General features: G+C 72.0%; 23 protein-coding genes. 14 read left to right on the forward strand and 9 right to left on the reverse strand.

Going from position 1 to position 23737, the window contains the following annotated elements; all coding sequences use genetic code 11:
- Window positions 1-268 precede the first annotated feature (268 nt).
- Window positions 269-1036, reverse strand: a complete 768-nt coding sequence (locus ACFSE6_RS17640) for an MBL fold metallo-hydrolase (RefSeq protein ID WP_388010437.1) — start codon at window positions 1034-1036, stop codon at window positions 269-271.
- A gap of 237 nt (window positions 1037-1273) precedes the next feature.
- Between ACFSE6_RS17640 and ACFSE6_RS17645 the strand changes: the two genes are divergently transcribed.
- From ACFSE6_RS17645 to ACFSE6_RS17665, 5 genes are read left to right on the forward strand one after another with little or no spacing between them, the layout of a single operon-like run.
- Window positions 1274-2830 (forward strand): sugar ABC transporter ATP-binding protein, encoded by a 1557-nt coding sequence (locus ACFSE6_RS17645; RefSeq protein ID WP_388010440.1) that lies wholly within the window; start codon window positions 1274-1276, stop codon window positions 2828-2830.
- Entirely contained in the window at window positions 2827-3843 is a 1017-nt protein-coding gene (locus tag ACFSE6_RS17650; RefSeq protein ID WP_388010443.1) for an ABC transporter permease, read from the forward strand. The genes ACFSE6_RS17645 and ACFSE6_RS17650 overlap by 4 nt, the downstream gene beginning before the upstream one ends.
- A gap of 48 nt (window positions 3844-3891) precedes the next feature.
- Complete coding sequence (locus tag ACFSE6_RS17655; protein ID WP_388010446.1) at window positions 3892-4893, forward strand: ABC transporter substrate-binding protein; 1002 nt, start codon at window positions 3892-3894, stop codon at window positions 4891-4893.
- On the forward strand, window positions 4890-6020 hold the full coding sequence (locus tag ACFSE6_RS17660; protein ID WP_388010449.1) for a LacI family DNA-binding transcriptional regulator: 1131 nt from the start codon (window positions 4890-4892) through the stop codon (window positions 6018-6020). Before ACFSE6_RS17655 ends, ACFSE6_RS17660 begins: the two co-directional genes overlap by 4 nt.
- A 12-nt stretch (window positions 6021-6032) precedes the next feature.
- On the forward strand, window positions 6033-6449 hold the full coding sequence (locus ACFSE6_RS17665; RefSeq protein ID WP_388010452.1) for an RbsD/FucU family protein: 417 nt from the start codon (window positions 6033-6035) through the stop codon (window positions 6447-6449).
- A gap of 28 nt (window positions 6450-6477) precedes the next feature.
- Here ACFSE6_RS17665 and ACFSE6_RS17670 read toward each other — a convergent pair whose 3' ends face one another.
- On the reverse strand, window positions 6478-7503 hold the full coding sequence (locus ACFSE6_RS17670; RefSeq protein WP_388010455.1) for an aldo/keto reductase: 1026 nt from the start codon (window positions 7501-7503) through the stop codon (window positions 6478-6480).
- Between the two features lie 176 nt (window positions 7504-7679).
- Here ACFSE6_RS17670 and ACFSE6_RS17675 point away from each other — a divergent pair, with 176 nt between their 5' ends.
- The 5 genes from ACFSE6_RS17675 (at window position 7680) to ACFSE6_RS17695 (ending at window position 14114) form a co-directional block, all read left to right on the forward strand.
- Window positions 7680-8699, forward strand: coding sequence for a LacI family DNA-binding transcriptional regulator (locus ACFSE6_RS17675; RefSeq protein WP_388010458.1), 1020 nt, complete (start codon window positions 7680-7682; stop codon window positions 8697-8699).
- Window positions 8700-8813: 114 nt separating this feature from the next.
- The gene (locus ACFSE6_RS17680; RefSeq protein ID WP_388010461.1) at window positions 8814-9188 is read left to right on the forward strand and encodes an L-rhamnose mutarotase; all 375 of its coding nucleotides are present in this window, start codon (window positions 8814-8816) and stop codon (window positions 9186-9188) included.
- Window positions 9188-10372 carry an L-rhamnose isomerase gene (rhaI, locus tag ACFSE6_RS17685; RefSeq protein ID WP_388010464.1) on the forward strand — a complete coding sequence of 395 codons (1185 nt, stop codon included), beginning with the start codon at window positions 9188-9190 and terminating at the stop codon, window positions 10370-10372. The genes ACFSE6_RS17680 and rhaI overlap by 1 nt, the downstream gene beginning before the upstream one ends.
- 87 nt (window positions 10373-10459) lie before the next feature.
- On the forward strand, window positions 10460-12511 hold the full coding sequence (locus ACFSE6_RS17690) for a bifunctional aldolase/short-chain dehydrogenase (protein WP_388010467.1): 2052 nt from the start codon (window positions 10460-10462) through the stop codon (window positions 12509-12511).
- Window positions 12512-12593: 82 nt separating this feature from the next.
- Window positions 12594-14114 carry a rhamnulokinase gene (locus ACFSE6_RS17695; protein ID WP_388010470.1) on the forward strand — a complete coding sequence of 507 codons (1521 nt, stop codon included), beginning with the start codon at window positions 12594-12596 and terminating at the stop codon, window positions 14112-14114.
- A 77-nt stretch (window positions 14115-14191) separates the two neighbouring features.
- Here ACFSE6_RS17695 and ACFSE6_RS17700 read toward each other — a convergent pair whose 3' ends face one another.
- On the reverse strand, window positions 14192-15736 hold the full coding sequence (locus ACFSE6_RS17700) for a carboxylesterase/lipase family protein (protein ID WP_388010473.1): 1545 nt from the start codon (window positions 15734-15736) through the stop codon (window positions 14192-14194).
- A 59-nt stretch (window positions 15737-15795) separates the two neighbouring features.
- Between ACFSE6_RS17700 and ACFSE6_RS17705 the strand changes: the two genes are divergently transcribed.
- The 4 genes from ACFSE6_RS17705 to ACFSE6_RS17720 are packed head-to-tail and all read left to right on the forward strand — an operon-like array spanning window position 15796 to window position 18208.
- Window positions 15796-16461 (forward strand): ThuA domain-containing protein, encoded by a 666-nt coding sequence (locus ACFSE6_RS17705; RefSeq protein WP_388010476.1) that lies wholly within the window; start codon window positions 15796-15798, stop codon window positions 16459-16461.
- Between the two features lie 6 nt (window positions 16462-16467).
- Window positions 16468-17109, forward strand: coding sequence for a hypothetical protein (locus ACFSE6_RS17710; protein WP_388010479.1), 642 nt, complete (start codon window positions 16468-16470; stop codon window positions 17107-17109).
- On the forward strand, window positions 17109-17654 hold the full coding sequence (locus ACFSE6_RS17715) for a DUF4352 domain-containing protein (protein ID WP_388010482.1): 546 nt from the start codon (window positions 17109-17111) through the stop codon (window positions 17652-17654). Before ACFSE6_RS17710 ends, ACFSE6_RS17715 begins: the two co-directional genes overlap by 1 nt.
- A complete protein-coding gene (locus ACFSE6_RS17720; protein WP_388010485.1) occupies window positions 17651-18208 on the forward strand; it encodes a hypothetical protein in 558 nt (185 codons plus the stop codon). Before ACFSE6_RS17715 ends, ACFSE6_RS17720 begins: the two co-directional genes overlap by 4 nt.
- On the opposite strand, the gene ACFSE6_RS17725 is transcribed toward ACFSE6_RS17720, so the two are convergent.
- From ACFSE6_RS17725 to ACFSE6_RS17750, 6 genes are all read right to left on the reverse strand, one after another.
- Window positions 18134-19453 carry a hypothetical protein gene (locus ACFSE6_RS17725; RefSeq protein ID WP_388010488.1) on the reverse strand — a complete coding sequence of 440 codons (1320 nt, stop codon included), beginning with the start codon at window positions 19451-19453 and terminating at the stop codon, window positions 18134-18136. The genes ACFSE6_RS17720 and ACFSE6_RS17725 overlap by 75 nt on opposite strands.
- Before the next feature lie 274 nt (window positions 19454-19727).
- The gene (locus ACFSE6_RS17730) at window positions 19728-20792 is read right to left on the reverse strand and encodes an ABC transporter ATP-binding protein (RefSeq protein WP_465254183.1); all 1065 of its coding nucleotides are present in this window, start codon (window positions 20790-20792) and stop codon (window positions 19728-19730) included.
- A 95-nt stretch (window positions 20793-20887) separates the two neighbouring features.
- Window positions 20888-21691 (reverse strand): ABC transporter permease, encoded by an 804-nt coding sequence (locus ACFSE6_RS17735; protein ID WP_388010494.1) that lies wholly within the window; start codon window positions 21689-21691, stop codon window positions 20888-20890.
- Window positions 21688-22473 (reverse strand): molybdate ABC transporter substrate-binding protein, encoded by a 786-nt coding sequence (gene modA / locus ACFSE6_RS17740; RefSeq protein ID WP_388010497.1) that lies wholly within the window; start codon window positions 22471-22473, stop codon window positions 21688-21690. Before modA ends, ACFSE6_RS17735 begins: the two co-directional genes overlap by 4 nt.
- Complete coding sequence (locus tag ACFSE6_RS17745; RefSeq protein ID WP_388010500.1) at window positions 22466-23296, reverse strand: LLM class flavin-dependent oxidoreductase; 831 nt, start codon at window positions 23294-23296, stop codon at window positions 22466-22468. Before ACFSE6_RS17745 ends, modA begins: the two co-directional genes overlap by 8 nt.
- Window positions 23293-23706, reverse strand: coding sequence for a TOBE domain-containing protein (locus tag ACFSE6_RS17750; RefSeq protein ID WP_388010503.1), 414 nt, complete (start codon window positions 23704-23706; stop codon window positions 23293-23295). The genes ACFSE6_RS17745 and ACFSE6_RS17750 overlap by 4 nt, the downstream gene beginning before the upstream one ends.
- Between the last annotated feature and the right edge of the window lie 31 nt (window positions 23707-23737).

Here is a 23737-nt window from a genome sequence, read left to right on the forward strand (position 1 = left end):
ACAACACCCCCCGGATCATCAACGACAGGGGCAGACAGTCATGCCGGACCCAGCGACCACAACCCCGCCCACGCGGGATCACCAAGAAGGTAACGGGTGGTGGAATGCAGGGTCGGACGTGACTGGAACGGCCCCAGGCGACCCGGCTGCACCACGCTGATGGTCGGGGCCCGAAGCGACACTCGCCGGAGGTCAGGTGAACTGGGGCGTGCCCGCATGGGGGACGCCCGGCAGGCCCGCAAGATGGCACGGCTTTCCGCGCCCCACGTCACGGCAGCGCGACCGCGAGCCCTTCCTCGGCGAGCAACACCTCGCCGTCGAACACGTCACGTGCATCGGTGCGTGAGCGGTCACGATCGTTGCCCGGCCAGAAGTGCGTCAGGAGTAACCGCCGAGCGCCCGCGGCGGCTGCTGCCACGCCCGCCTGGCGGGCACTCAGATGGAGATTCGCCGACGTCGCCGGCGGGCTGTCCTTCTGCTGGCTGCGGTCGGTCGCCTCCGCGATCATGAGGTCGGCGTTCCGCGCCAACTCACGCACAGCAGGATCTGGCCCGGTGTCGCCGGTGTAGGCCACCGTCAGCCCCGGTGCCGTCAGTCGGACACCCACGTTCGGCACGAAGTGCGGCAGCAGCCGGCTCTCCAGCCGGAACGGTCCGACGTCGTAGCCCCCGGACGGCAACGGATGATGCGTGAAGACGTGCTCGAGGGCGCCCTCGTCATCCTCCAGGTCCGCCAGGACCGCCATCACCCCGGGCGGGGCATACAGCGATATCGGTGGTCCCTCGCGGTGGCCGAACCAGCGCGCGCGGAACAGTGCGTGCAGATCGAGCATGTGGTCGGGGTGCTCATGGCTGATGACGACGGCGTCGACACCGTCGCCGGACCGTGAACCGACATGCGCGAGCAGTCGGGTGGCTGTCCCGTACCCGAGGTCCAGGACCAGCCGGAAGCCCGCGTGTTCGAGGACGTAGCCGCTGCAGGCACGGCCCGGCTCGGGCCACGCCCCGCAACTGCCGAGGACCGTCAGGCATGCCACCGGGCCAGCGTCCCACGGTGGAGGGTGCGCGAGTCGCGCCGCGGCCGGGTGCTGATCTCGGCGAGCGAGTCAGTCCGGCGGCGGTGCGAGTAATCGTTGTCAGGAGCCGTCCGTCGTTGTTACGTTGTGAGCGCTCACATGGACGGGCCGGCCTCGGTCCGGCCTCGCGGAGCGCGATCGCCCAGCACGCCACCGTCACCGATCGGCGGCACGCCAGCAACGAAGCAGGTGAGACCGATGGAGCCTCATGGCGAGCACCACCCACCCGGCGGTTCCGGCCACGCCGACGCCCCCTTGCTCGAGGTCCGGTCGGTCTCCAAGTCCTTCCCCGGTGTCAAGGCTCTCGACGACGTCTCCCTCGACCTTCATCCCGGCGAGGTGCTCGGCGTGTGCGGCGAGAACGGTGCCGGCAAGTCGACGCTGATGAAGGTCCTCGCCGGACTGCACATGCCCGATCCCGGCGGTCAGGTGCTGCTGGACGGTCGGCCCGCCGTTCTGCACGGCGCCAAGGACGCGATCGAGGCCGGCATCGCGATCATCCACCAGGAGTTCCAGCTCGTCCCCGACCAGACGGTGGCGCAGAACATTTACATGGGCCGAGAGCGCGGCCGGCTTCTCATCGACGATCGTCGGCAGGAACGTGAGGCGCGCGAGCTCCTGCGCAACCTTCGGATCGACATCGATCCCGCGCGTCAGATCCGTGATCTGACCGTGGCGCAGCAGCAGATGGTCGAGATCGCCAAGGCGCTGTCCCTCGACGCGCGCATCCTCATCATGGACGAGCCGACGGCGGCGCTGACCCAGACCGAGATCGAGACGCTCTTTCGACTCATCCGCGATTTCGTCTCGCCGACCACCGGCGTCATCTACATCTCCCACCGGATGCCCGAGATCAAGGAGATCACCGACCGGGTCACCGTCATGCGTGACGGGCAGCACGTCGGCACAGTGGCCACGTCTGAGGCCGAGGTCGGTCAGATCATCTCGATGATGGTCGGTCGGTCGCTCTCGACGGACGAGCGCCCGCCGGCCCGCCGCATCGGCGAACCGGTCCTCGAGGTGGAGCACCTGCACACCCGGGACCTGGTTCGCGACGTCTCGTTCATGTTGCACCGCGGCGAGATCCTCGGGTTCGCCGGCCTCATGGGCGCCGGGCGGACCGAGGTGGCGCGCGCCGTCGTCGGTGCCGACCCGGCCACCGGGACCGTGCGGGTCAACGGCCGCGAGGTGAGCATCCGTAATCCGGCCGACGCCGTCGCGCACGGCATCGGGTACCTGTCCGAGGACCGCAAGCGCTACGGCCTGCTGCTCGATCAGTCCGTGCGCAACAACATCGCCCTGTCCTCCTTGCGGAGCTTCACCAACCCGCTCGGCCTCATCCGGGAGCGTGGCATCGCGGCGCAGGCCCGCGAGAAGGTCGACGCGCTGCGTATCAAGACGCCCTCCGTCAACCAGATCGCCCGCAATCTCTCCGGCGGGAACCAGCAGAAGGTGATCCTGGCCCGCTGGCTCGCTCGGGACTGCGACGTCCTCATCGTCGACGAACCCACCCGCGGGATCGACGTCGGTGCCAAGGACGAGATCTACGCCTTGTTGAACGAGCTCGCCGACCAGGGCACGTCGGTGATCGTCATCTCCTCCGAGTTGCCCGAGGTCATCCGTCTCTCCGACCGCATCGCCGTCATGTGCGAAGGCCGGATCACCGGTGTCCTCGAAGCCGGGGAAGCCACCCAGGAAAGGATCATGGAGTTGGCCACTCTCTACCGCAGCGAAGCCATGGGAGTACGCCCGTGACCGCCGCCGAGCAGACGCAGCTGCCCGACGAGCCACCGCAGACGCGTGAGCGCCGATCCGCCGGGCCCGTCTCGCTGCACCAGTTCCTCGCCTTCGGGGCCCTGATCGTCGTCTTCGCGTTCTTCGCCGTCGCCAACGGCAACTTCCTGACGATGAACAACGTCGCCAATATTCTGCTGGCCGCCTCGGTGACTGGCACCCTCGCGCTCGGCGTCACGTTCATCATCGCCACCGGCGGCATCGACCTGTCCGTGGGGACCGGCATGACGCTGTGCTCGGTGATGACGGCGGTGTTCGCCACGCAGGAGTTCATCGGCCTCCCGATGCCGGTGGGCGTCCTCCTGGGTGTCGCGTTCGGAGCGCTCATCGGTCTCGTCAACGGCGTCAACGTCGCGGTGCTCGGCATCCCGCCGTTCATCGCGACGCTCGGCATGATGATGGCCGCCAATGGCCTCGCCCTGGTGATCTCCGACGCGACGCCGCTCTACTTCACCTCGGTGCCCGGCTTCGGACAGATCGCGCTGGGCAGCATCATCCCCCGGATCCCGAACGCCGTCGTCATCTTCCTCGTCCTAGCGGTCATCGCCGGCGTCGTGCTGGGCAAGACCCTGATCGGCCGCTACGCGCTCTCCATCGGCTCGAACGAGGAAGCCACCCGGATGTCGGGGGTGAACACCCGGTCCTGGCTCATCCGGATCTACGTGCTCGGCGGCGCGTTCACCGGCATCGCCGGCGTCATGATGGCCTCCCGCCTCAACTCGGCCCAGCCGGCCCTCGGCGTCGGGTACGAACTGGAGGCGATCGCCGCCGTCGTCATCGGCGGCACGTCGCTGTCCGGCGGCCGTGGCTCGATCCTCGGCACCATCATCGGCGCCATCCTCATGGCCACGCTCAACAACGGCCTGCAGATCCTGGCCGTGCCGCAGGAGTGGCAGAAGGTCGCGGTCGGCGTCGTCATCCTGGTCGCCGTCTTCGCCGACAACGTCCGCCGACGGCGAGAAGGGCGCCTCTAGCGCCGTCGCCTGTGCCGCTATCAACCCACCACGGACGAAGGAGTTCCGATGCGCACCACCACGCGCCGTACCACCACCGCCGCAGCCGCCATGGCCGGCCTGGCACTCGCCCTGACCGCATGCAACGACGACGGCGGAGGTGAGGGCGCCGGCGCCGGAGGTGGCGGTGGCGGGGACGGCGAGCAGCCGTACGTCGCCATCATCTCCAAGGGCTTCCAGCACCAGTTCTGGCAGACGGTCAACCAGGGAGCCGAGGACGCCGCGGAGGAACTCGGCGCCCGGATGACCTTCGACGGGCCGGACACCGAGTCCGACGTCGAGCAGCAGCTTCAGCAGCTTCAGACCGCGTTGTCCGGCAACCCGGACGCGGTCGGATTCGCCGCGCTCGACTCCGAGGCGTCCATCCCGATCCTCACCCAGATCGACGGCCAGGGCATCCCGGTGGTCGCGTTCGACTCCGGCGTCGAATCCGACATCCCGGTCTCGACCGTCTCGACCGACAACTACGCGGCCGCCGCCGAGGCCGCCGAGCACATGATCGAGCTGACCGACGGCAGCGGCGACGTCGCCGTCGTCTGCCACGACCAGACCTCGCTGACCGGCATCCAGCGTCGTGACGGCTTCGTCGAGACGATCGAGGAGCAGCCGGACATGCAGGTGGTCGACGTCCAGTACGGCGGCGGGGACCAGCTGCAGTCGACGAACATCACCAAGTCGATCCTGCAGGCGAACCCGGACCTGGCCGGGATCTACGGCTGCAACGAGGGCTCGGCGATCGGCGTGGTCAACGGGGTGCGCGAGCAGAACCGGGCCGAGGACCTCGCCGTGATCGGGTTCGACTCCGGCCAGGGCCAGATCGACGCCATCAACGAGGGGATCATGGACGGCGCGATCACCCAGGACCCGTACCAGATCGGCTACCAGACGGTGGAGACCGCCGTGGCGGCGATCAACGGTGAGGAGGTCGAGGAGACCGTCGACACCGGGTACTTCTGGTACGACGCCGACAACATGGACGACGACGAGATCGCCCGCGCCCTCTACGAGTGAGTGCCCGCCGGCACCGGCCGCTCGCGCGCACGTCGCGCCGTGGCGTGGTCATGGCCGACGTCGCGCGCGAGGCCGGGGTGTCCCTGCAGACGGTCAGCCGCGTGCTCAACGGTTCCGGCGCCGTCCGCGAGGCCACCCGAGCCGCCGTCCTGAGGGTGATCGACGAGCTGGGGTACCGCCCCAACCTTCAGGCGCGTTCCCTGGCCTCCCGGCGCTCCGGGCTGCTCGGCGTGCTCGTGGTCGGGACGGTGTACCACGGCCTCGCGGCCACGTTGCTGGCGGTCGAGGCGGCGGCGCGCCGTGCGGGGTTGCTCGTGACGCTCACCCAGGTCGCCGCGCACGAGCGGGCCGACGTCGGCGCCGCAATGGCCCACATCGCCGGCCAGCGTCCGGAGTGTCTCGTCGTCCTGGCTCAGCACGGGCAGACCGTCCCGCGGGTGCTCGCCCACCGCGGCGAGGTTCCCGCCGTGCTGCTGCTGTCCGGGCAGCACGACCTGCCCGGCGTCTCCACCGTGAGCTTCGACCAGGACGAGGCGATCCGGCTGCTGCTCGAGCACGTGGCCGCACGGGGCGCTCGCCATGCCGTCCATGTGGCCGGGCCGGCCAACTGGACCGACGCCACCGCACGCGGTGCAGCGTTCGACCGTCTGACGCCCGTGCTGGGGATGAGCGGCACTGTGCTCGAGGCGGGTGCCTGGAGCGCCGAGGCCGGTTTCCGTGCCGGCGAACGGCTGATCGCGGGCGAGCTTCCCGACGCCGTCCTCGCGGCCAACGACCAGCTCGCGCTCGGCCTGCTGGCCGCGTTGCGGCGCCACGGTGTCCATGTCCCGCGCGACGTCGTCGTCACCGGCTTCGACGACGTTCCCGGCACCGGCTACTTCGACCCGCCCCTGACGACGATCCGCCAGGACTTCGTCGCTCTCGGCTCGGCGGCGGTCGCGTGCGCCGAGGAACTGCGTGACGGCGGACGCCCCCGTGACGTCCGTGTCGCACCGCGGCTCGTGGTACGTATCAGCACGGACCGTCCCGCGGATGCCAGCGCCCCGCGGGCGGACATCAGCGCCCCACGGACGAGCGAGTCACTCACGGATAGCTCGACCCCTATCGATAGCCGACCCACCCACTGATAGGAGACACCCATGCTGCTAGGACCCCTGACCCACCCCGGCCTGATCGGCGCCCTGGCCGCCGCCGGCCACGGATCGCAGATCCTGCTCGCCGACGGCAACTACCCCGCCGCCACCGGCGCCAACCGGGACGCGACCAGGATCCACCTGAACCTGCGTCCCGGGCTGCTGGACGTGGACCAGGTGCTGGCGGTGGTGCAGCAGGCGGTACCCCTCGAGGCCGCGACCGTCATGACCCCGGGCGACGGCAGCGAGATCCCCGCGCACGCGGCCTACCGGCAGGCGTTGGGAGGCGACGTCGACTTCCGCGAGCTCGGCCGGTTCGAGTTCTACGACGCCTGCCGAGGGCCGGACCTCGCCGTCGTCGTCGCCACCGGGGACCAGCGGCTCTACGCGAACCTGCTGCTCACGATCGGCGTGCGCGAGTAGGCCGGCCGCCCGCTGAGAGCGGAACCGGTCACCGCAGTTCTGGTGCGTCCAGAACGGCGAGGTGCTCCTCGGTGAGCGCCAGCGTGCGCGCCTGCATGACCTCGGAGAGTTGCTCGGCCGAGGAGACGCCGACGATCGGGCTGGTGCCCGGGCGGCCACGGAGCAGCCAGGCGAGCACCACCTGGGTCGCGGTGGCGTCGAGCGACTGCGCCACCTGGGACAGGGCGGCCAGCCGACGTTCGGTCCCGCGATGGTCGTACGCGGGCGGAAAGGGCTTGTCCGGACGGGTGTAGGCACCGTTGACGAGGGTGCAGTAGGCCCACAGCGGGAGCCCTTCGGTCTTCGCATAGTCCAGGGCGTCCGCATCCGCCAGGCGGTGCCCCGCATCGGGCAGCACGGCATCCGGCCGCGGCTCGACGTAGCTGCGGCGCAGTTGCATCGCGGTGAACGGCTCCAGACGGCGCTCCGTGGCGAGCCGCCGGGCCCGCTCGAGGCGCCACGTCGCGTGGTTCGAGGCGCCGAGACGCCGGACCAGTCCGGACCGGTGCGCCTCGTCGAGCGCCTCGACGGTCTCGAGCAGCGGTACCGTGCGGTCCTCAGCGTGCGCCCAGAGCAGGTCCACCGAGTCCAGGCCGAGGCGCTCCAGGCTTCGTTGCAGGCAGGTGCGGATCGCGTCGGCGGACAGTCCCGCCGCCGACTCCGGCCATCGGTGCGCGACGGTGGGTTGGTGCCGGATCTTCGTGGAGATCCGGACCTGCGCGACGGCCCCCGGGCGCGCCCGCAGCCACCGGCCAAGGACCTCCTCGCTGGCGCCGCCGACGCCGCGCGGATCCGCCCAGAAGGCGTAGCAGTCCGCCGTGTCGATCCATACGCCTCCGGCCTCGACGAAGGTGTCGAGGATCTCGAAGGCGCGTCCCTCGTCGGTCCGGGTGCCGAAGAGCATGGCGCCGAGGACGACGTCGGGCGTGAGGTCCGGGGTGTGGTCTCGGACGGTTTCGGACGTCCCGGAGGAAGCGTCGTGCTGCGGCGTGCTGGTCAGGTGTGGTGTGTCCATGACACGGGACCGTGGTGCCTGGAGTGGACTCCAGGTCAAGACCTCGGGCGACGGCCCGGGCCCGCCGGTCGTTCCGGCCGACCCATGAAACGTTTCATCGATCCGCTAGGCTGGCTCCCGCAGAAGAGCCGCACGCCGGGATGCCGGACGGCGCCGTCGCCCGAGAGGCAGGAGAGATGACTACGAGCCGGACCGACGTGCCCCGGCGGGCGGGGATAGCCGACGTCGCGCGACTGGCCGGGGTTTCGGTCGGCACCGTCTCCAACGTCCTGAACCGTCCGGAACGTGTCTCCGAGCCCACCCGTGCGAAGGTCCAGGAAGCCATCGAGGAGCTGTCCTTCGTCCGCAACGCCTCGGCGCGCCAGCTGCGTGAGGGCACGGTGCACACCGTGGGCGCCGTCGTCCTGGACATCACGAACCCGTTCTTCACGGAGACTGCACGCGGGATCGAGGACCGGCTCGCCCAGGACGAGTACACCTTGATGCTCGGCAGCTCGGACGAGGATCCCCAGCGTGAGAGCCGCCTGCTGCGCATGTTCGAGGAGCACGGCGTGCGCGGGATGCTCGTCACCCCGTCCCGGGGCAGCCTCGACGCGCTCACGCGCATCCACCAGCGGGGGACCGAGGTGGTCCTGCTGGATCACACGAGCCCCGTCCCGGACATGGCCTCGGTCGCCGTCGACGACGTGCAGGGCGCGGCGTTGGCGGTGCGCCACCTTCTCGAGCAGGGGCACGAGCGCCTGGCGTTCCTCAACGGCCCGGTCAGCATCAGGCAGTGCGTCGAGCGGCGCGACGGCGTCGTCGGCGCGCTGGTCGAGGCCGGGAAGGACCCGGCCGAGGCGCTCGTCGAGATCACCATGGACTCGCTCAACGCCGCGCACGGGGCCCAGGCCATGGGTGAGCTCCTCGACCGCGCGGAACCCGGGGTCACCGCCACGTTCTGCGTCAACGACTTCACCGCCCTCGGCGCATTGCGCGCGCTTCGCGAGCGGGGTCGGAGCATCCCAGGGGACATGGCCATCGTGGGGTACGACGACGTGAACTTCGCCGCAGACCTGGCTGTCCCGCTGACCTCGGTGCGTCAGCCCACGCACGAGATGGGGTGGCGCGCCGCAGACCTGCTGCTCGGATCGTCCGAACCGGAGCACGTGGTCTACCAGCCCGACCTGGTGGTGCGCGCCTCGAGTGTGTCCTGAGTCGCGGTGGCGAGACCGCGTGGGACCGGCTGGGCCCCAGGCGGTCATTGACAGGGGATTGGCCGGCACCATAGCCTGCCGATGAATCGTTTCATGACGCCAGGAGGCGCGAAGATGCGTGTCTGCTTCATCTCCCGGGTACGGCCGGACCGGCTCGAGGAGTACCGCGAGCGGCACGCCGCGGTCTGGCCGGAGATGCTCGAGGCCCTTCGGGACAGCGGCTGGCGGGACTACTCGCTCCATCTCACCGACGACGGCCTCCTCATCGGCCACCTCGAGACCGACGACTACGCGGCGGCGCAGGCGGCGATGGAGCGCACCGGGGTCAACGCCCGGTGGCAGGCCGAAATGGCGGAGTTCTTCGTCGGCTCGGGCCGGCCCGACCAGGGGATGACCGTCGTGCCGGAGATCTTCCACCTCGAGGACCAGCTGCGCGCGCACGGCCTGCCGACGTCGCCGGAGGCGACCCGACCCCAAGGAGTGCAGTGATGACCCAGCCACAGACGCAGCCACGGACGACGGCAGCCCGGGCGGCCCTGGCCGCCCAGACGATCGAGCTGCCCTCCTGGGCGTTCGGGAACTCCGGCACGCGGTTCAAGGTGTTCGGTCAACCCGGTGTTCCGCGGGATCCCTACGAGAAGATCGCCGACGCCGCGCAGGTGCACCGGTACACCGGCGCCGCGCCCCGCGTCTCGCTGCACATCCCGTGGGACCTCGTCGACGACTTCGGCGCCCTCCGCCGGCACGCCGAGGATCTCGGCGTCCAGCTCGGCGCCATCAACTCCAACGTATTCCAGGACGACGACTACATGCTCGGCTCGTTGACCAACCCGGACCCGAAGGTCCGGCGCAAAGCGGTCGACGCGCACCTGCGATGCCTCGAGGTGATGAACGAGACCGGCTCTCAGGACCTGAAGATCTGGCTCGCCGACGGCCTGAACTATCCAGGTCAGGACGACCTGCGTTCCCGCCAGGACCGGCTGGCCGAGGGGTTGGCGGAGATCTACGCCGCGCTCGCGCCGCATCAGCGGATCATCCTCGAGTACAAGTTCTTCGAACCGGCCTTCTACGCCACGGACGTCCCGGACTGGGGCACCTCGCTGTTGCACTGCATGGCTCTGGGTGAGCAGGCGATGGTGGTCCTCGACACCGGGCACCACGCGCCCGGGACGAACATCGAGTTCATCGTCGCCCAGCTGCTGCGGGTGGGTCGGCTCGGCGCGTTCGATTTCAACTCCCGGTTCTACGCCGACGACGACCTCATGGTCGGTGCTGCGGACCCCTTCCAGCTCTTCCGGATCATGAACGAGATTGTCGCCGCGGGTGCGTTGGACCCGGACTCCGGCGTGAACTTCATGCTCGACCAGTGCCACAACATCGAGCCGAAGATCCCCGGGCAGATCCGCTCGGTGATGAACGTCCAGGAGGCCACCGCGAAGGCACTCCTCGTGGACCGTGACGCGCTCGCTGCCGCGCAAAGGTCGGGCGACGTGCTCGGCGCGCACGGTGTGCTCATGGATGCCTACAACACCGATGTTCGGTCGCTGCTGGCGGACCTCCGCACCGAGCAGGGCCTGGACCCCGACCCGATGGTGGCCTACGCCGCGTCCGGCTACGGCGAGCGCATCGCCGCCGAACGCGTCGGCGGAGCGCAGGCCGGATGGGGCGCCTGAGCGCGCCACGCTCGGCCCGGTGAGCTCTCACCATCCGCGACCGGCCCGACCACCACGTCCCCTCTCCGCGAGACGAAAGAGCAGATCATGAGCACGCCCGTCGACGAACTCATCGCCCGGTCCAATCGGCTCGGCTCGGACCCGCGCAATACCAACTACGCCGGTGGCAACACCTCAGCCAAGGGCGCCGACACCGACCCGGTCACCGGTCAGGACGTCGAGCTGCTGTGGGTCAAGGGCTCGGGCGGTGACCTCGGCACCCTGACGCCCGGCGGTCTCGCCGTGCTCCGCCTGGACCGCATGCGCGGGCTGGTCGACGTCTACCCGGGCGTGGAGCGCGAGGACGAGATGGTCGCCGCGTTCGACTACTGCCTGCACGGCAAGGGTGGCGCGGCACCGAGCATCGACACCGCCATGCATGGGCTCGTGGACGCCCCGCACGTCGACCACCTGCACCCCGATTCCGGCATCGCCCTGGCCACCGCCGCCGACGGCGAGGCCCTGACCCGGAAGTGCTTCGGCGACCGTGTGGTCTGGGTGCCGTGGCGCCGCCCCGGCTTCCAGCTCGGCCTCGACATCGCCGAGATCAAGCGCGCCAATCCGCAGGCGATCGGCTGCGTCCTGGGCGGGCACGGCATCACCGCCTGGGGCGCCACCTCCGACGAGTCCGAGGCCAACTCGCTCGAGATCATCCGCACCGCCGAACGGTTCATCGAGCAGCGGACGACGGCGCTCGCCGAGCAGGGGACACACCCGTTCGGGCCCGTCCGGGACGGCTTCGAGGCGCTGCCGGAGGACGAGCGGCGTGCCAAGGCGGCCGCTCTGGCGCCGGCGATCCGTGGCCTGGCCTCTACCGACGCACCGCAGGTGGGCCACTACACCGATTCCGACGTCGTCCTCGACTTCCTGTCCCGGGAGAAGCTCGCGCCGCTGGCGGAGCTGGGGACCTCGTGCCCGGACCACTTCCTGCGCACCAAGGTCAAGCCGCTCGTCGTCGACCTCCCGGGCGGCGCACCGGTCGAGGACGTCGTCGCCCGGCTGAAAGACCTGCACGAGGACTATCGGGCGGACTACGCCGCGTACTACGACCGCCACGCGAGCGCGGACAGCCCGGCCATGAGAGGCGCCGACCCGGCGATCGTGCTCGTCCCCGGCGTCGGGATGTTCTCCTTCGGCCGCAACAAGCAGACCGCACGGGTGGCAGGCGAGTTCTACGTCAACGCCATCAACGTCATGCGTGGCGCCGAGGCGATCTCCACCTACGCCCCCATCGAGGAGGCGGAGAAGTTCCGCATCGAGTACTGGGCGCTGGAGGAGGCCAAGCTGCAGCGGATGCCCAAGCCGAAGCCGCTCGCCACGCGGATCGCGCTGGTGACCGGCGCCGCCTCCGGTATCGGGAAGGCGACGGCGGCGCGGCTGGTCGCCGAGGGGGCGTGCGTGGCCATCGCCGACCTCGATTTGGCCAAGGCCGAGGCGGTCGCCGAGGAGCTCGGCGGGCCCGACGTCGCGATCGGCGTGCGTGCGGACGTCACCAGCGAGGAGGACGTGGCCGCCGCCGTGGCCGCCACCTCCCTGGCGTTCGGCGGGATCGACCTGGTGGTCAACAACGCCGGCCTGTCCCTGTCCAAGTCGCTGCTGGAGACGACGACGGCGGACTGGGACCTGCAGCACAACGTCATGGCCCGCGGCTCCTTCCTCGTCTCCCGCGAGGCGGCCCGCGCGATGATCGCGCAGGGCATGGGTGGGGACATCGTCTACATCTCCTCAAAGAACTCGGTGTTCGCCGGCCCGAACAACATCGCCTACTCGGCCACCAAGGCCGACCAGGCGCACCAGGTGCGGCTGCTCGCCGCGGAGCTCGGCGAGTACGGCATCCGGGTCAACGGCATCAACCCCGACGGCGTGGTCCGCGGCTCCGGCATCTTCGCCGGCGGCTGGGGCGCCCAGCGGGCGAAGGTCTACGGCGTCGCCGAGGAAGACCTCGGCAAGTACTACGCCGGCCGGACGCTGCTCAAGCAGGAGGTGCTTCCCGAGCACGTGGCGGCGGCGGTCTTCGCGCTGACCGGCGGCGACCTGGTCCAGACCACCGGCCTGCACGTCCCGGTGGATTCCGGCGTGGCGGCCGCGTTCCTGAGGTGAGGCCGGGAAACGGCACAGGATTGACGAGTCGGCACAGGATTGACGAGTCGGCACAGGATTGACGAGTCGGTGGAGGGGGAGGATGAGCGGAGAGCGGACGTACGTCGCTGCGGACCTGGGTGCCTCCAGCGGGCGGGTGGTCGCCGGCCGTCTCGACGGTGACCGGCTCGTCACCCGCGAGGTGCACCGCTTCCCCAACGGCGGCATCAGGGTGCGGGCGGGACGGCGTCAGGTGCTGCACTGGGACGTGCTGGCCCTGTTCGAGGGCATCGTCACCGGCCTGCGGGCGGCCGCGCGCGAGGCTGCGCACGAGGCGGGGCACGAGAAGGAGCACAGCATCGCCGGCGTCGGCATCGACTCGTGGGCCGTCGACTACGGCCTCCTCGACGCGGACGGTGCCCTGCTCGGCAACCCGGTGAACTACCGGGACCCGCGCACCGACGGCATCGCCGAGCAGGTCTTCGCCCACCTGCCGGCCGCGACGCTGTACGCGCGCAACGGGCTCCAGGTCCAGCCCTTCAACACGATCTTTCAGCTCGTCGCGGCGGCGGGGACGGCTCAGACGGACGCGGCCCGCCGGTTGCTCCTGCTGCCGGATCTCCTGGGCTACTGGCTGACCGGAGCGGAGGTCGCCGAGGTCACCAACGCCTCCACCACCGGGCTGCTCGACGTCGCCTCCCGCACCTGGGCGACCGACGTCCTCGACGGCGTCCGGAACGCCTTCGGCCTCGACGTCGCACCGCTGCTGCCCCGGCTCGTCGAGCCCGGCACGGTGGTCGGCACGGTGGATCCGGAGCAATTGCCGGGGGCGGGCGACTCCGTTCCGCTGGTCGCCGTCGGCTCGCACGACACCGCCTCGGCCGTGGCCGCCGTCCCTGCCGGGCGACCGGACTTCGCCTACATCTCGTGCGGCACCTGGTCCCTGGTCGGTCTCGAGCTCGACCATCCGGTACTCACCGAAGCGAGCCGCGCCGCGAACTTCACCAACGAGCTCGGGATCGACGGGACGGTCCGCTACCTGCGCAATGTCATGGGTCTGTGGCTGCTGCAGGAGTCGATCCGCACGTGGGAGGACGCCGGCGAGCAGGTCGACCTTGCGTCCCTGCTCGCAGCGGCGGCGGACGTGCCGCCGTTGGGCTGCGTGGTCGACGTCGACGACCCGGTGTTCTTCCCGCCGGGGGACATGCCGGCCCGGATCGCCGAGGTGGCCCGCGCGGCGGGGGAGCCGGTCCCGCAGAGCCGCGCCGAGCTGGTCCGGTGCATCCTCGACTCGCTGGCCCTGGCCTACCGGCGCGCCATCCGCAGGGCTGCCGAGCTCTCCGGTCACGACGTCTCCGTGGTGCACGTCGTCGGCGGTGGTGGCCGCAACGACCTGCTGTGCCGGCTGACCGCGGACGCCACCGGGCTGCCGGTCGTGGCGGGCCCGGCCGAAGGGACGGCGATCGGCAACCTGCTCGTCCAGGCCCGCGCGCTCGGCGACCTGGACGGCGGCCTGCCACGGATCCGCGAGGTGGTCGCGGCGTCGGTGGCGGACGAGCTCCGCCGCTACGACCCGCCGGCGTCCCGGCTGGACTGGGACGCCGCCGAGGCGCGCTTGCCCTGATCCACCCGTCCCGCGCCCGCCGCGAGTCGTCAACGGTGTGCCCACTCGTCAATGATGTGCTCGGAGCCGGCCGCGCCTCAGCTCCCCAGTCGGGCCTCGGCCGCGTACCCGTCCGGGACGACGGCGCGCGGGGTCGCGTCGTAGCGGACAGTCGCCCCGCCGGTCCCCGGCCTGCTGTCGAACGACGGCGCGTCGACACGGCCCGTGGTGATCATCGAGACCCAGTCTCCGTGCACGGCGTCGGCCAGCTCCTGCGGCGGGTGCGGCCCGGCGAGGGCGCTGACCCGCTCGGCGTCGAGCGCGTCGAAGGCGAACGGCAGGTCCAGGCAGTGGCTCGCGGCCGGCTCCGGCCCGGTCGGTGACAACCACGCGAAGTCGTACACCCAGGTGGGCTCTCCGCTCCGGCCGGCCACCCGCGCCTGACGTGTCCCGGCCCAGGTGGGGACGTGCCGGCGGAAGAGCAGATCCGTGGCCGCCTGTCCGAGCATCCACGCGGCCGGGCGGCCTGCCCAGCGCTCGAGGTGCGCGCGGGCCGCTGCCGCGCCCAGGCCCAGCCGGCTGAGCACGGCCGCGAGATCGATCTCGCCCAGCGCGTCCGCCACCGCGAACGGCGCGAGCGTGAACTCGTTCGCCACAGTGCCGAGCAGGAGCGGCTTGTCCGCCCCGACACCGGAGGCCATCGCCTCGACCAGGCGGCCCGGTACGAGGTCACCGTCGATCACCGGCCCGAGCACGCGCGGCGCGATCGCCATCCCGATCAGCCCGTCGACGGCATCGGCCGTCTCACCGCCGGACTCGTCCTCACCCGTGCCGTCCGCGCCGCCGACCCGCACCGATTGGACCTCGATGATCTGCGCCTCGCTGCGTGCCGCGAACCCCTCCCGCGTCGGCTCCACCCCGAGACGTCCGGCGACACGGCGCGTCAGCGCGGCGGCGTCCTCGGCGGTCGCGCTCACCTCCGGGGCGGACGCACCGATGACGCCGTGGAAGAGGTGCTGTGCCGCCGGCATCGTCAGCAACCGCAGCACCGCCGCGCCGCCCGCGGACTGCCCGGCGATCGTCACCCGATCCGGGTTCCCGCCGAACGCCGCGACGTTGCGCTGTACCCACTCGAGCGCGGCCAGCCAGTCCAGCACGCCGCGGTTCGGGGGCGCGCCGTCGATCCACCCGAAGCCCTCGAAGCCCAGCCGGTAGGAGACGGTCACCGTCACCACGCCGTCGCGGTTGAACGCGCGGCCGTCGTACCACGGGCTCGCCGGTGATCCCGCGACGAATCCGCCGCCGTGGATCCACACGAGCACGGGCAACCGTGCCTGTGGGTCAGGGGTGGGGGTGAACACGTTGACATTGAGGGTCGAGGTGCCGGGGATCGTCGGTTCGGGGATCGCCGTCACCTCGGAGAACGGCACCCGCTGCGGCGTCGGGCCGTACGCGGTGGCCGGCTGTACGCCCTGCCACGGCGGGTGGGGCCGCGGCGGGCCGAACCGCAGCTCGCCGACCGGCGGTGCGGCGAACGGGATCCCGAGGAACGCCGCCGAGGCGGCGCCGCGCTCATCGCGCCAGAACCCGCGGACCGCACCCGCGTCCGTGACGACGACCGGCTCCCCACGCTCGACGGGCATACCGGGACGGTAGCGTGGAATCGACGATCCGACGGCGGCGACGGAAGGCACGCACACCCATGGCCGAGGACCGACCCACGCGGGTACTCGTCTTCACCCGCACCACCGGCTACCGGCACGAGTCGATCCCGGCGGGCGTGGACGCCGTGCGCGCGCTCGCGGCCGAGGACGGCCTCGCGGCCGACCACACCGAGGACGCCGGCCGCTTCTGCCCGGACGACCTCGCGAGCTACCGCACCGTCGTCTGGCTCTCCGCGTCCGGCGACGTCCTGGACGCGGACCAGCGACGCGCGTTCGGCGACTGGCTGGCCGCGGGCGGAACCTTCGCCGGCGTGCATGGTGCTTCGACCGCCGAACGCTCCTGGCCCGACTACGAAACGATCGTCGGGGCGCGGTTCACCCACCATCCCGAGATCCAGACCGCCGAGATCCACGTGGAGGACGCCGACCACCCGTCGACGGCGTCGCTGCCTACCCTCTGGCGCCATACCGATGAGTGGTACGACTTCGAGGACAACCCGCGTGGGCGCGTGCACGTCCTGCTCACCGTCGACGAGAACACCTACGACGGCGGGCGGATGGGGACTGACCATCCGCTTGCCTGGACCACCACCTACGGCTCCGGCCGCGGCTGGTACACGGCCCTGGGCCACAGCAGCGAGCACTACACGGACCCGACGTTCCTCGCCCACCTGCGTGGCGGCCTGCGCAGCCTGTGGAGGTGAGCTGAGGTGGGCGACAGCTCGCTCGGACCGAGGCCCCTGCTGGGGGCACTGCGACGCCGCCGGCGACCGATCGTCGGCGCCGTCGCCGCGGTCGTGGCATGCACCGGCGCGACGGCGCTGCTCGGCGGATTCGACACCGTCGAGACGACGACCATGCCCCAGTGGGCCGCGGGCGAGCCGCTCGACCTCGGACCGGCCGAGGTGACCCTCCTCGACCACGCGGTCCGGGACGACGTGCTCGCCGACTACCTGCCGGACGGTGCGGCCGCCTGGCTGATCGTGCGGGCCCGGGTGGAAGCCACCGACGGCGAGACACTGACGTACCCGCCGGAAGTCGTCAGCCTGCCCGAGGGAGCGGTCCTGCCCGACGGCGAGGACGCCCAGCCCTCCGCGGACCGGGTGATCCTCCTCAGCGACGGCACGGCCAGGCCTCAGCTCCACCCCGGCCTGCCCGAGGAGGTCGCCTACCTCTGGCCGGTGGCCGAACCCGGCGACGTCCCGGCCGAACTCCAGGTTGAGGTGCTCGTCTCGCGCCTGGAGTTCAGCGCCTCGTCCCAGGACGACGTCTGGCGCACGCCCCAGCCCGCGGCGGACGTGATTCTCCCGCGCAACGCGCAGATGCCGGGCACGTTCGAGGACACCGTCTGATGCGCCGGCTCGTCGTGGCGCTGCTCGCCGTCGCGGTCCTCGGTGCCGGGCTGCTCGTCGACCATGCCGAGCGGGCCTGGCCCAGCACCAGGCCGTTCGTACGGACCGGCACGGTCGGGGAGGAGGTGCGTCTCTGGCCCGGGTGGGTCGAGGTCCGCGGCGCTCGTGCCGCGAACAGCTACGTCGACCCGTACGGCGACGAGATCCCCACGGACGGCGTCTGGGTCGCCGTCGACGTCGTCCTCACCGGCGGACGCGAGCCCGTGGGCGTCGCCCAGTGGACGCTCGAGGACGCGGCCGGACGGCGCTTTCAGGCCAGCGAACGCGGCGGCGCCTACCTCATGGACAGCGCCCAGCCGGAGTCCCCGTTGCGGGCCGAGATCGTCTTCGAGGTTCCCCGTGACGCGCTCGGTCGCCTCGTGGTCCGGGCCGGGACCCGCGGCGCGGACGACCGGCTCGGCGCGGTGGCCGCGATCGACGTGACCGTTGAGGAGGTCTCCCAGCGTCCCATGACCGCCGAGCAGCCACGGTGGGAGGAACGATGAGGGGCGGGAACGCGGCCAAGGTGAACACGCGCACCAGTGCCACCACGGCGAACAAGGTCGCGCTCGGCCTTCTCGTCCCCGTCCTCGCCGCGTTCGGCTGGATCGCGAGCGCCGACCTGCGTACCGGATGGAGTGACGATCCCCGCAACCCGGCCGAACCGGGCCCGAACGGGTGGGCGAGCATCGCGCGGACCAGTGTGCGAGTGGCCGGCTTCGAGGAGGTCGGCACGCTCGAGAACTGGGACGGGACGCCGTGGACCCCGCCGGATGGCTACCGGCTCTGGCGCCTGGAGGTCGAGGTCCGCTCCCGGCTCACCGAGCCACGCTTCTGCACCGTCGAGGTGCGCGATGCCGAGGGGCGGACCTTCACCCCGCCCGGCCCTGATGCCGGCCTGCCCGAGACCGCCGCGAGCACGCTCGACTGCGGGTCCCTCGAGGAGGATCCGAGCCTGAGCACCATGGTCCTCATGCCGGTGGAGTCACGGCCCGCCACGGTGCGGCTGCTCAATGACTACGAGCTCGCTCCCGCGTACTTCTCCCTGCCGCTCCGCTGAGCGCAGGCGCAGCCCGCCGGGCAGCCCGAGCGAGCGCAGCAGCGCATCGACGGCCGAGGCCACCAGGGCGAGAGTGGCGATCCTGACGAGGACCGTTCCGAGCAGTTCCAACGGCGTCCAGAGCTGGATCCACGTCGAGATCTCGCGCGGTCCGACAGCGAGTCGCGCTACCTCGACGAGCAGTGTGCCGAGCTGGTCCGCGACCAGGAAGGCGAGGCAGAAAACCAGCACGGGGGTCCAGCCGGCGCGGGCGATGAGCGCCGAGGCCCCGACCACGCCGCCGAACTGTCGTTCCGGATCCGAGATGACTGCCAGGGCGCGGGTGACGCGGGCGTCGCCGACACGTTCGATCATGCGCCCCGGGATGCGCAGATCCGCCGCGGTGAGCATCCGCTCGGTCTGCGCCCCGTAGATGATCGCGCCGACGGCGAGCCAGGCGAGCGGTACGACGACGCCGGCCACCGCGGCACCGACCAGGGCACCGCCCCATCCGGCCAGTGTCTCGACGGCCGCCCCCAGCGAGGGCAACGACGCCGTCACCGACTGCCACCACGCGTCGAGCGCGGAGCCGAGCCGCCGGCTGTGCCACCAGTCCGCGAGGTTGCCGACGATCGACGCCAGGGTCTGCGCGGCGAGCACCAGCCAGACCACCTCGCAATACCCCGCGGTCAGGCGCAGCAGGGACCGCCGTCCTTGCCGGTCCGGCGACGTCCGGCGCACCAGCGCCGAGAACACGTAGCGCAGCACGAACGCCGCCAGGATGGTCCCGAGGACGGCCGCCGAGGTCAGCTGCGGGTAGCGCGTGGTGACGTCCGTCGTCGGGTCGGCGAGGTCGTAGACCGTGTCCAGGCGGTAGGCGAGGACGTCCTCGGCCAGGTAGCCGTAATGCTCGTAGATCACGAGGAACGGCAGGACGACGGCGGCGGCGCCCGTGAGGAACGAGGTCACCAGGCGTTCGCCGGCGGCTCGGCGCCGCATGGTCAGCAGCATGCCCACCACGGTGAGCACCTGGACGAACGCGGTCGAGGCCAGCACGAGCTGGCTCAACACGATCGAGGAACGGTTGAGCATCACCGTCGCCTGGAGCAGGAACTCCCGGCTGACGACGGCGACCATGGCCAACAGCAGCAGCATCGGCCAGTGCGCCGCGACGAGGCGGCCGGCGTCAGCGACGACGGCGAGGCCCGCACGCAGGACACCGGAGCCCCCTGCGGCGCAGGCCGGCGACGGATGCGGCGCGCTCACCCGCGTCAGAGTAGCGAGGTGGTCCCGCGCGACCGCACCAAGGTGGGGCACCGTCGAACCATATGCGTGGCACCGTCGAGAAGGAGCGCGGCGGCGGGTGATGGGGGGACCCGCCGCCGCGCCGTTGGCCGGCGCCCCGCACCCCGTCCGGCCGGTGCGCCGTGCTCTGCACGTTAGGCGGGCTTCCTGAAACCAACCTGCGGCGAACCTGGCAAGAGCCTGAACACCGGTAGCAGTCAGGTTCGCCGGGTCGCCCGGCGCGGCGAGGAGGCCCTCAGGCCGGTGAGATCCGCACCTCGGCGGCCTTGACCACCAACGCCACGTCGATCCCCGGCGCCAGATCCAGGGCGGCCACGGCCGAGGGCGTGATGTCGGCGGCCAGCTCGAGGCCCCCCTCGGTCGCGGCACGCACCCGCACGAGCTCGGCCTGCCGCTCCAGCGAGACCACCCGCGCCCGGGCGACCGTGCGCGGGCTGCCGCCCGGCGGCTCGGCGTGGACCGAGACCGCACGCGGGGAGAACGTCGCCGCCGCCGGTGTTCCGGGCACGCAGCCGGGATCCGGAAGGCCGTGCAGCACCAGGCCGCCGGCGGTGCGGACCGACTCACCGTCCGCGCCGAGCGTCCCGGTCACGAGGTTCACCCCGGCCAGGTTCGCGGCGAACGCGGACCGCGGACGTTCCAGGACCTCGAGGGCCGGCCCCTGCTCGGTCACCCGGCCGCCCTCGAGGACGACGGCGGAGTCCGCCACGGCCAGCACGTCCAGCAGGTCATGGGTCACCAGCACGGTCGACCGTCCGGCGTCGCGCAGCACGCGGCGCAGCACCTGCCGGGTCTCGGCGGCGGCGGCGACGTCTAGCGCGGAGAGCGGTTCGTCGAGCAGGACCACGGCCGGGTCGGGCGCGAGCGCCCGGGCCAGCGCCACCCGTTGGGCCTGCCCGCCGGAGAGCTCGCCCGGGCGCCGGTCGACGAGGTGGGCGGCGCCGACGATCTCCAGCATCTCGCGTGCCCGCCTCGCCGCCTCGCCCCGGCGGAGACCGGTGGCGCGCAGGCCGAACGCGACGTTCGCCGTCACGTCCAGGTGGGGGAAGAGCAGCGGGTCCTGGGCGAGCAGCGCGACATGCCGGCCGTGCGGCGGCACCCAGCGCGGGCCCGCGACCGTCCGACCACCGATCTCGACCGTCCCCGCCGTCGGCCGCACGGTTCCGGCGGCGAGCCCGAGCACGGTCGACTTGCCCGCGCCGTTGGCGCCGAGCAGGGCCACCACCTGACCGGCGGGGACCGCGATATCGACGTCGACGGCCCGGCCGGCCACGGACGCCCGTAGCCGGGCGGCCGGCACGCCGTCGGCTGGGGGAGTGCGAAGCGGGGCCGCGTCGTCACCCGTCGTGGTGCTGCCCGGGGGCGCTTCGTCGGCTGTGGGGCCGTCCGCCGTCGTCATGATCGCCGCCGGTAGGTGAGCAGCACGATGACCGCGGCGACGGCGAGCAGCAGCACCGACAGTGCCAGGGCCGCGGCCGGATCGGTCTCGCGCTGCAGGTAGATCTCGAGCGGCAATGTCCGCGTCACGCCCTGCAGAGAGCCGGCGAAGGTCAACGTGGCACCGAACTCGCCGAGGCAGCGGGCGAACGCCAGTGCCGTGCCGGTGCCGAGCGCCGGTAGCAGCAACGGCAGCGTGACCCGGATCAGCACCGTGTGCGGGCGGGCACCGAGCGTCGCCGCGACGGTCTCGTACCGGTTGCCGGCGGTCCGTGCGGCTCCCTCGAGGGAGAGCACGAGGAACGGCATGGCCACGAACGCCTGGGCGAGGATGACTGCCGTCGTCGAGAACGCGAGCGAGAGGCCGGCTGCCTCCAGCCGTCCGCCCAGCAGCCCGGTCCGCCCCAGGGTGGAGAGCAGCGCGAAGCCCGAGACCACCGGGGGGAGCACGAGTGGCAGCAGCACCAGCGTGCGAAGGATCCGGACCCCGGGCAGCCGGGCGCGCGCCAGCGTCAGGGCGAGCGGCACACCGAGCAGCACGCACAGGGCGGTCGCCGCGAGCGAGGTGCGCAGGCTCAGCCACAGCGCCGCGAGCGAACTCGACGAGGTCAGCAGTCCCGGCAGTCGCGGCCACGGGACCTCGAGCAGCAGCCCCGCCAGGGGGAGAGTGACGAACAGGCTCCCGAGGACGGCGAGCAGCAGTGCCGTCCGCGGCAGCCCGGCGAGCCGGTCGGGCGCCTCCCCGGCGGTGCGGCTGCTCACGGCACACCGAACCCGGCGTCGGTCAGCGCCTCGCGTCCGGACGGGCCGGTGAGGGCGTCGAGCCAGGCCTCGGCGGCCTCGTCGTGGTCCGTGCCGGCGACCAGTGCGGCCGGGTAGATGTTGGTGACCTCGGACGCCTCGGGCACCTCGACCCGCTCGAGGTCGGCGCCGCCGCGCAGCACGTCGGAGTCGTAGACGACGCCGGCGTCCGCCTGCCCGGAGGTGACGGAGCCGAGCACGTCGGTGACGTCGGGTTCCTCGCTCACCGGCTGCAGGTCGACGCCGGCCAGGTTCGCGAGCTCGTGGGCGGCTGCGCCGCACGGCACCTGCGGGGCGCAGATCACCAGGCGGGCGTCGTGCAGCGAGTCGTCCAATCCGGTGATGCCTGCGGGGTTACCGGCCGGGACCACGAGCGCCGGGTGGTTGACGGCGACCGGCCGCGGCTCCTCGACCACGCCCTCCTCCTCGGCGCGCGCCATCGTCGCCTCGTCCGCCGTGACCAGGACGTCGGCGGGAGCGCCGGAGACGACCTGGGAGACGAGGTCGGAAGACCCCGCCGCAGAGATCGTCACGTCGAGCCCGGTCTGCTCGGAGACCTGCTCGGCCACGTCGGCCAGCGAGGCGGCGACGAAGACCGTCAGCTCCTGCCGGTCCGGTTCGGCCGGCTCGGCCGAGCACGCAGCGATGACGGTCACGAGTGCCAGCGCCTGCACCAGCGCCGGCGGCGCCGCTGGACGAGCGGCCGTCTCCCGGCCGGCCTCGGGCCGGACCGCGCTAGTCACCGGCCAAGGCCTCGACCAGCTCGAGATGCTCCGCCAGGCTGCCGGTGGCTGTGACCGCACGCACGACGACCTCCTCGACGGTGCCGTCGAAGCCGGCGAGCCCCTCCCGCAACGACGCACCGTCCTCGGCCAGCACCGCGGTGGTGAGCGGGTCGTACCCGTGCCGGGCGAAGTTGGCGGCATAGGTGGGGATCGACGCGTACTTCTCGGCCTCACGGCGGGTGACCTCGTGCGCGGCCGCGCCGATCGCGCACCGCACGTACAGCGCCGTCTCGCCGGCACGGGCGCTCGCACCGGCGTCGTCGGCATCACCGGTGCCGCCGGTCTGCTCCTGGGCCGCTCGCCGGTCCCGATCCCGGTCCTCGGCCGCGTCACGCGCGAGCTCCGGCGTGAGCCAGTTGAGCAGCACGCCGTCCGCCTCGACCGCGCCGAGACGCCGCATCCGCGGCCCGAGCGCGCCGACGACGACGGGGACGTCCAGTCCGTCGTGCATCCTCCGGACCGCCTCGCGGGCCGTGGTCAGCGGGCTGGGCCGCCGGCTGGCGCCGATGCCGAGGACGAGCCGGTTCGTGGGCAGGGTGAGCTCACGGACCCGGTCGACCACGCCGTCGGCGGGGAACAGCTCCATCGGGAGCACGCCGGTGGCCAGGCGCAGCGTCCGGGTGGCCTCGGCGGCGATGGCGACGACGCCGAGCGCGTCCCCGGCGCGTCCGGGTTGGTTCACCCAGAGCGTGTCGAGCCCGGCGCGTTCGACGGCGGGTGCGAGTTCCCGGACGACTTGCGGGTCGAGGTCGCCGGTGATCCCGAAACCGATGCGGCTCATGCGCTTCCTCCCGGTGGTGTCTCGACGACGACGGTCGTCGCCTTGACGACGGCGGTGGCCAGCGAACCGGGCTCGAGGCCGAGCTCCTCCGCGGCCTCCCGGCTCATGAGGGAGACCACCCGGAACGGACCGCACTGCAGTTCGACCTGCGCCATGACGCCGTCGGCCGTGACCTCGGTGACCAGCCCGGTGAACCGGTTCCGGGCTGACCGCCCGACGGTCGAGTCCGGTGTGGGCCGGCTCCGCGACGCCAGTTCCTGGGCATGCCGGGCCAGCGCGGCCCCGTCGACGACCTTCCGGCCAGCGCCGTCGACCTCGGCGGTGAGCGCGCCGGAGTCGAGCCACCGGCGCACGGTGTCGTCGCTGACACCGAGCAGGTCGGCGGCCTCACTGATCCGGAACTGCGGCATGGTTGACACCGTAGCGCCGCACTTGCGGATG

This window comes from Georgenia deserti (assembly GCF_042680605.1).
GTDB lineage: Bacteria > Actinomycetota > Actinomycetes > Actinomycetales > Actinomycetaceae > Allobogoriella > Allobogoriella deserti.

Bases quoted from the DNA above. Each gene is read 5' to 3' on its own strand.
- ACFSE6_RS17645 (WP_388010440.1), top strand. From the start codon at position 1,274: ATGGAGCCTCATGGCGAGCACCACCCACCCGGCGGTTCCGGCCACGCC.
- ACFSE6_RS17655 (WP_388010446.1), top strand. From the start codon at position 3,892: ATGCGCACCACCACGCGCCGTACCACCACCGCCGCAGCCGCCATGGCC.
- ACFSE6_RS17665 (WP_388010452.1), top strand. From the start codon at position 6,033: ATGCTGCTAGGACCCCTGACCCACCCCGGCCTGATCGGCGCCCTGGCC.
- ACFSE6_RS17670 (WP_388010455.1), bottom strand. From the start codon at position 7,503: ATGGACACACCACACCTGACCAGCACGCCGCAGCACGACGCTTCCTCC.
- ACFSE6_RS17675 (WP_388010458.1), top strand. From the start codon at position 7,680: ATGACTACGAGCCGGACCGACGTGCCCCGGCGGGCGGGGATAGCCGAC.
- ACFSE6_RS17680 (WP_388010461.1), top strand. From the start codon at position 8,814: ATGCGTGTCTGCTTCATCTCCCGGGTACGGCCGGACCGGCTCGAGGAG.
- rhaI (WP_388010464.1), top strand. From the start codon at position 9,188: ATGACCCAGCCACAGACGCAGCCACGGACGACGGCAGCCCGGGCGGCC.
- ACFSE6_RS17690 (WP_388010467.1), top strand. From the start codon at position 10,460: ATGAGCACGCCCGTCGACGAACTCATCGCCCGGTCCAATCGGCTCGGC.
- ACFSE6_RS17695 (WP_388010470.1), top strand. From the start codon at position 12,594: ATGAGCGGAGAGCGGACGTACGTCGCTGCGGACCTGGGTGCCTCCAGC.
- ACFSE6_RS17700 (WP_388010473.1), bottom strand. From the start codon at position 15,736: ATGCCCGTCGAGCGTGGGGAGCCGGTCGTCGTCACGGACGCGGGTGCG.
- ACFSE6_RS17705 (WP_388010476.1), top strand. From the start codon at position 15,796: ATGGCCGAGGACCGACCCACGCGGGTACTCGTCTTCACCCGCACCACC.
- ACFSE6_RS17715 (WP_388010482.1), top strand. From the start codon at position 17,109: ATGCGCCGGCTCGTCGTGGCGCTGCTCGCCGTCGCGGTCCTCGGTGCC.
- ACFSE6_RS17720 (WP_388010485.1), top strand. From the start codon at position 17,651: ATGAGGGGCGGGAACGCGGCCAAGGTGAACACGCGCACCAGTGCCACC.
- ACFSE6_RS17745 (WP_388010500.1), bottom strand. From the start codon at position 23,296: ATGAGCCGCATCGGTTTCGGGATCACCGGCGACCTCGACCCGCAAGTC.
- ACFSE6_RS17750 (WP_388010503.1), bottom strand. From the start codon at position 23,706: ATGCCGCAGTTCCGGATCAGTGAGGCCGCCGACCTGCTCGGTGTCAGC.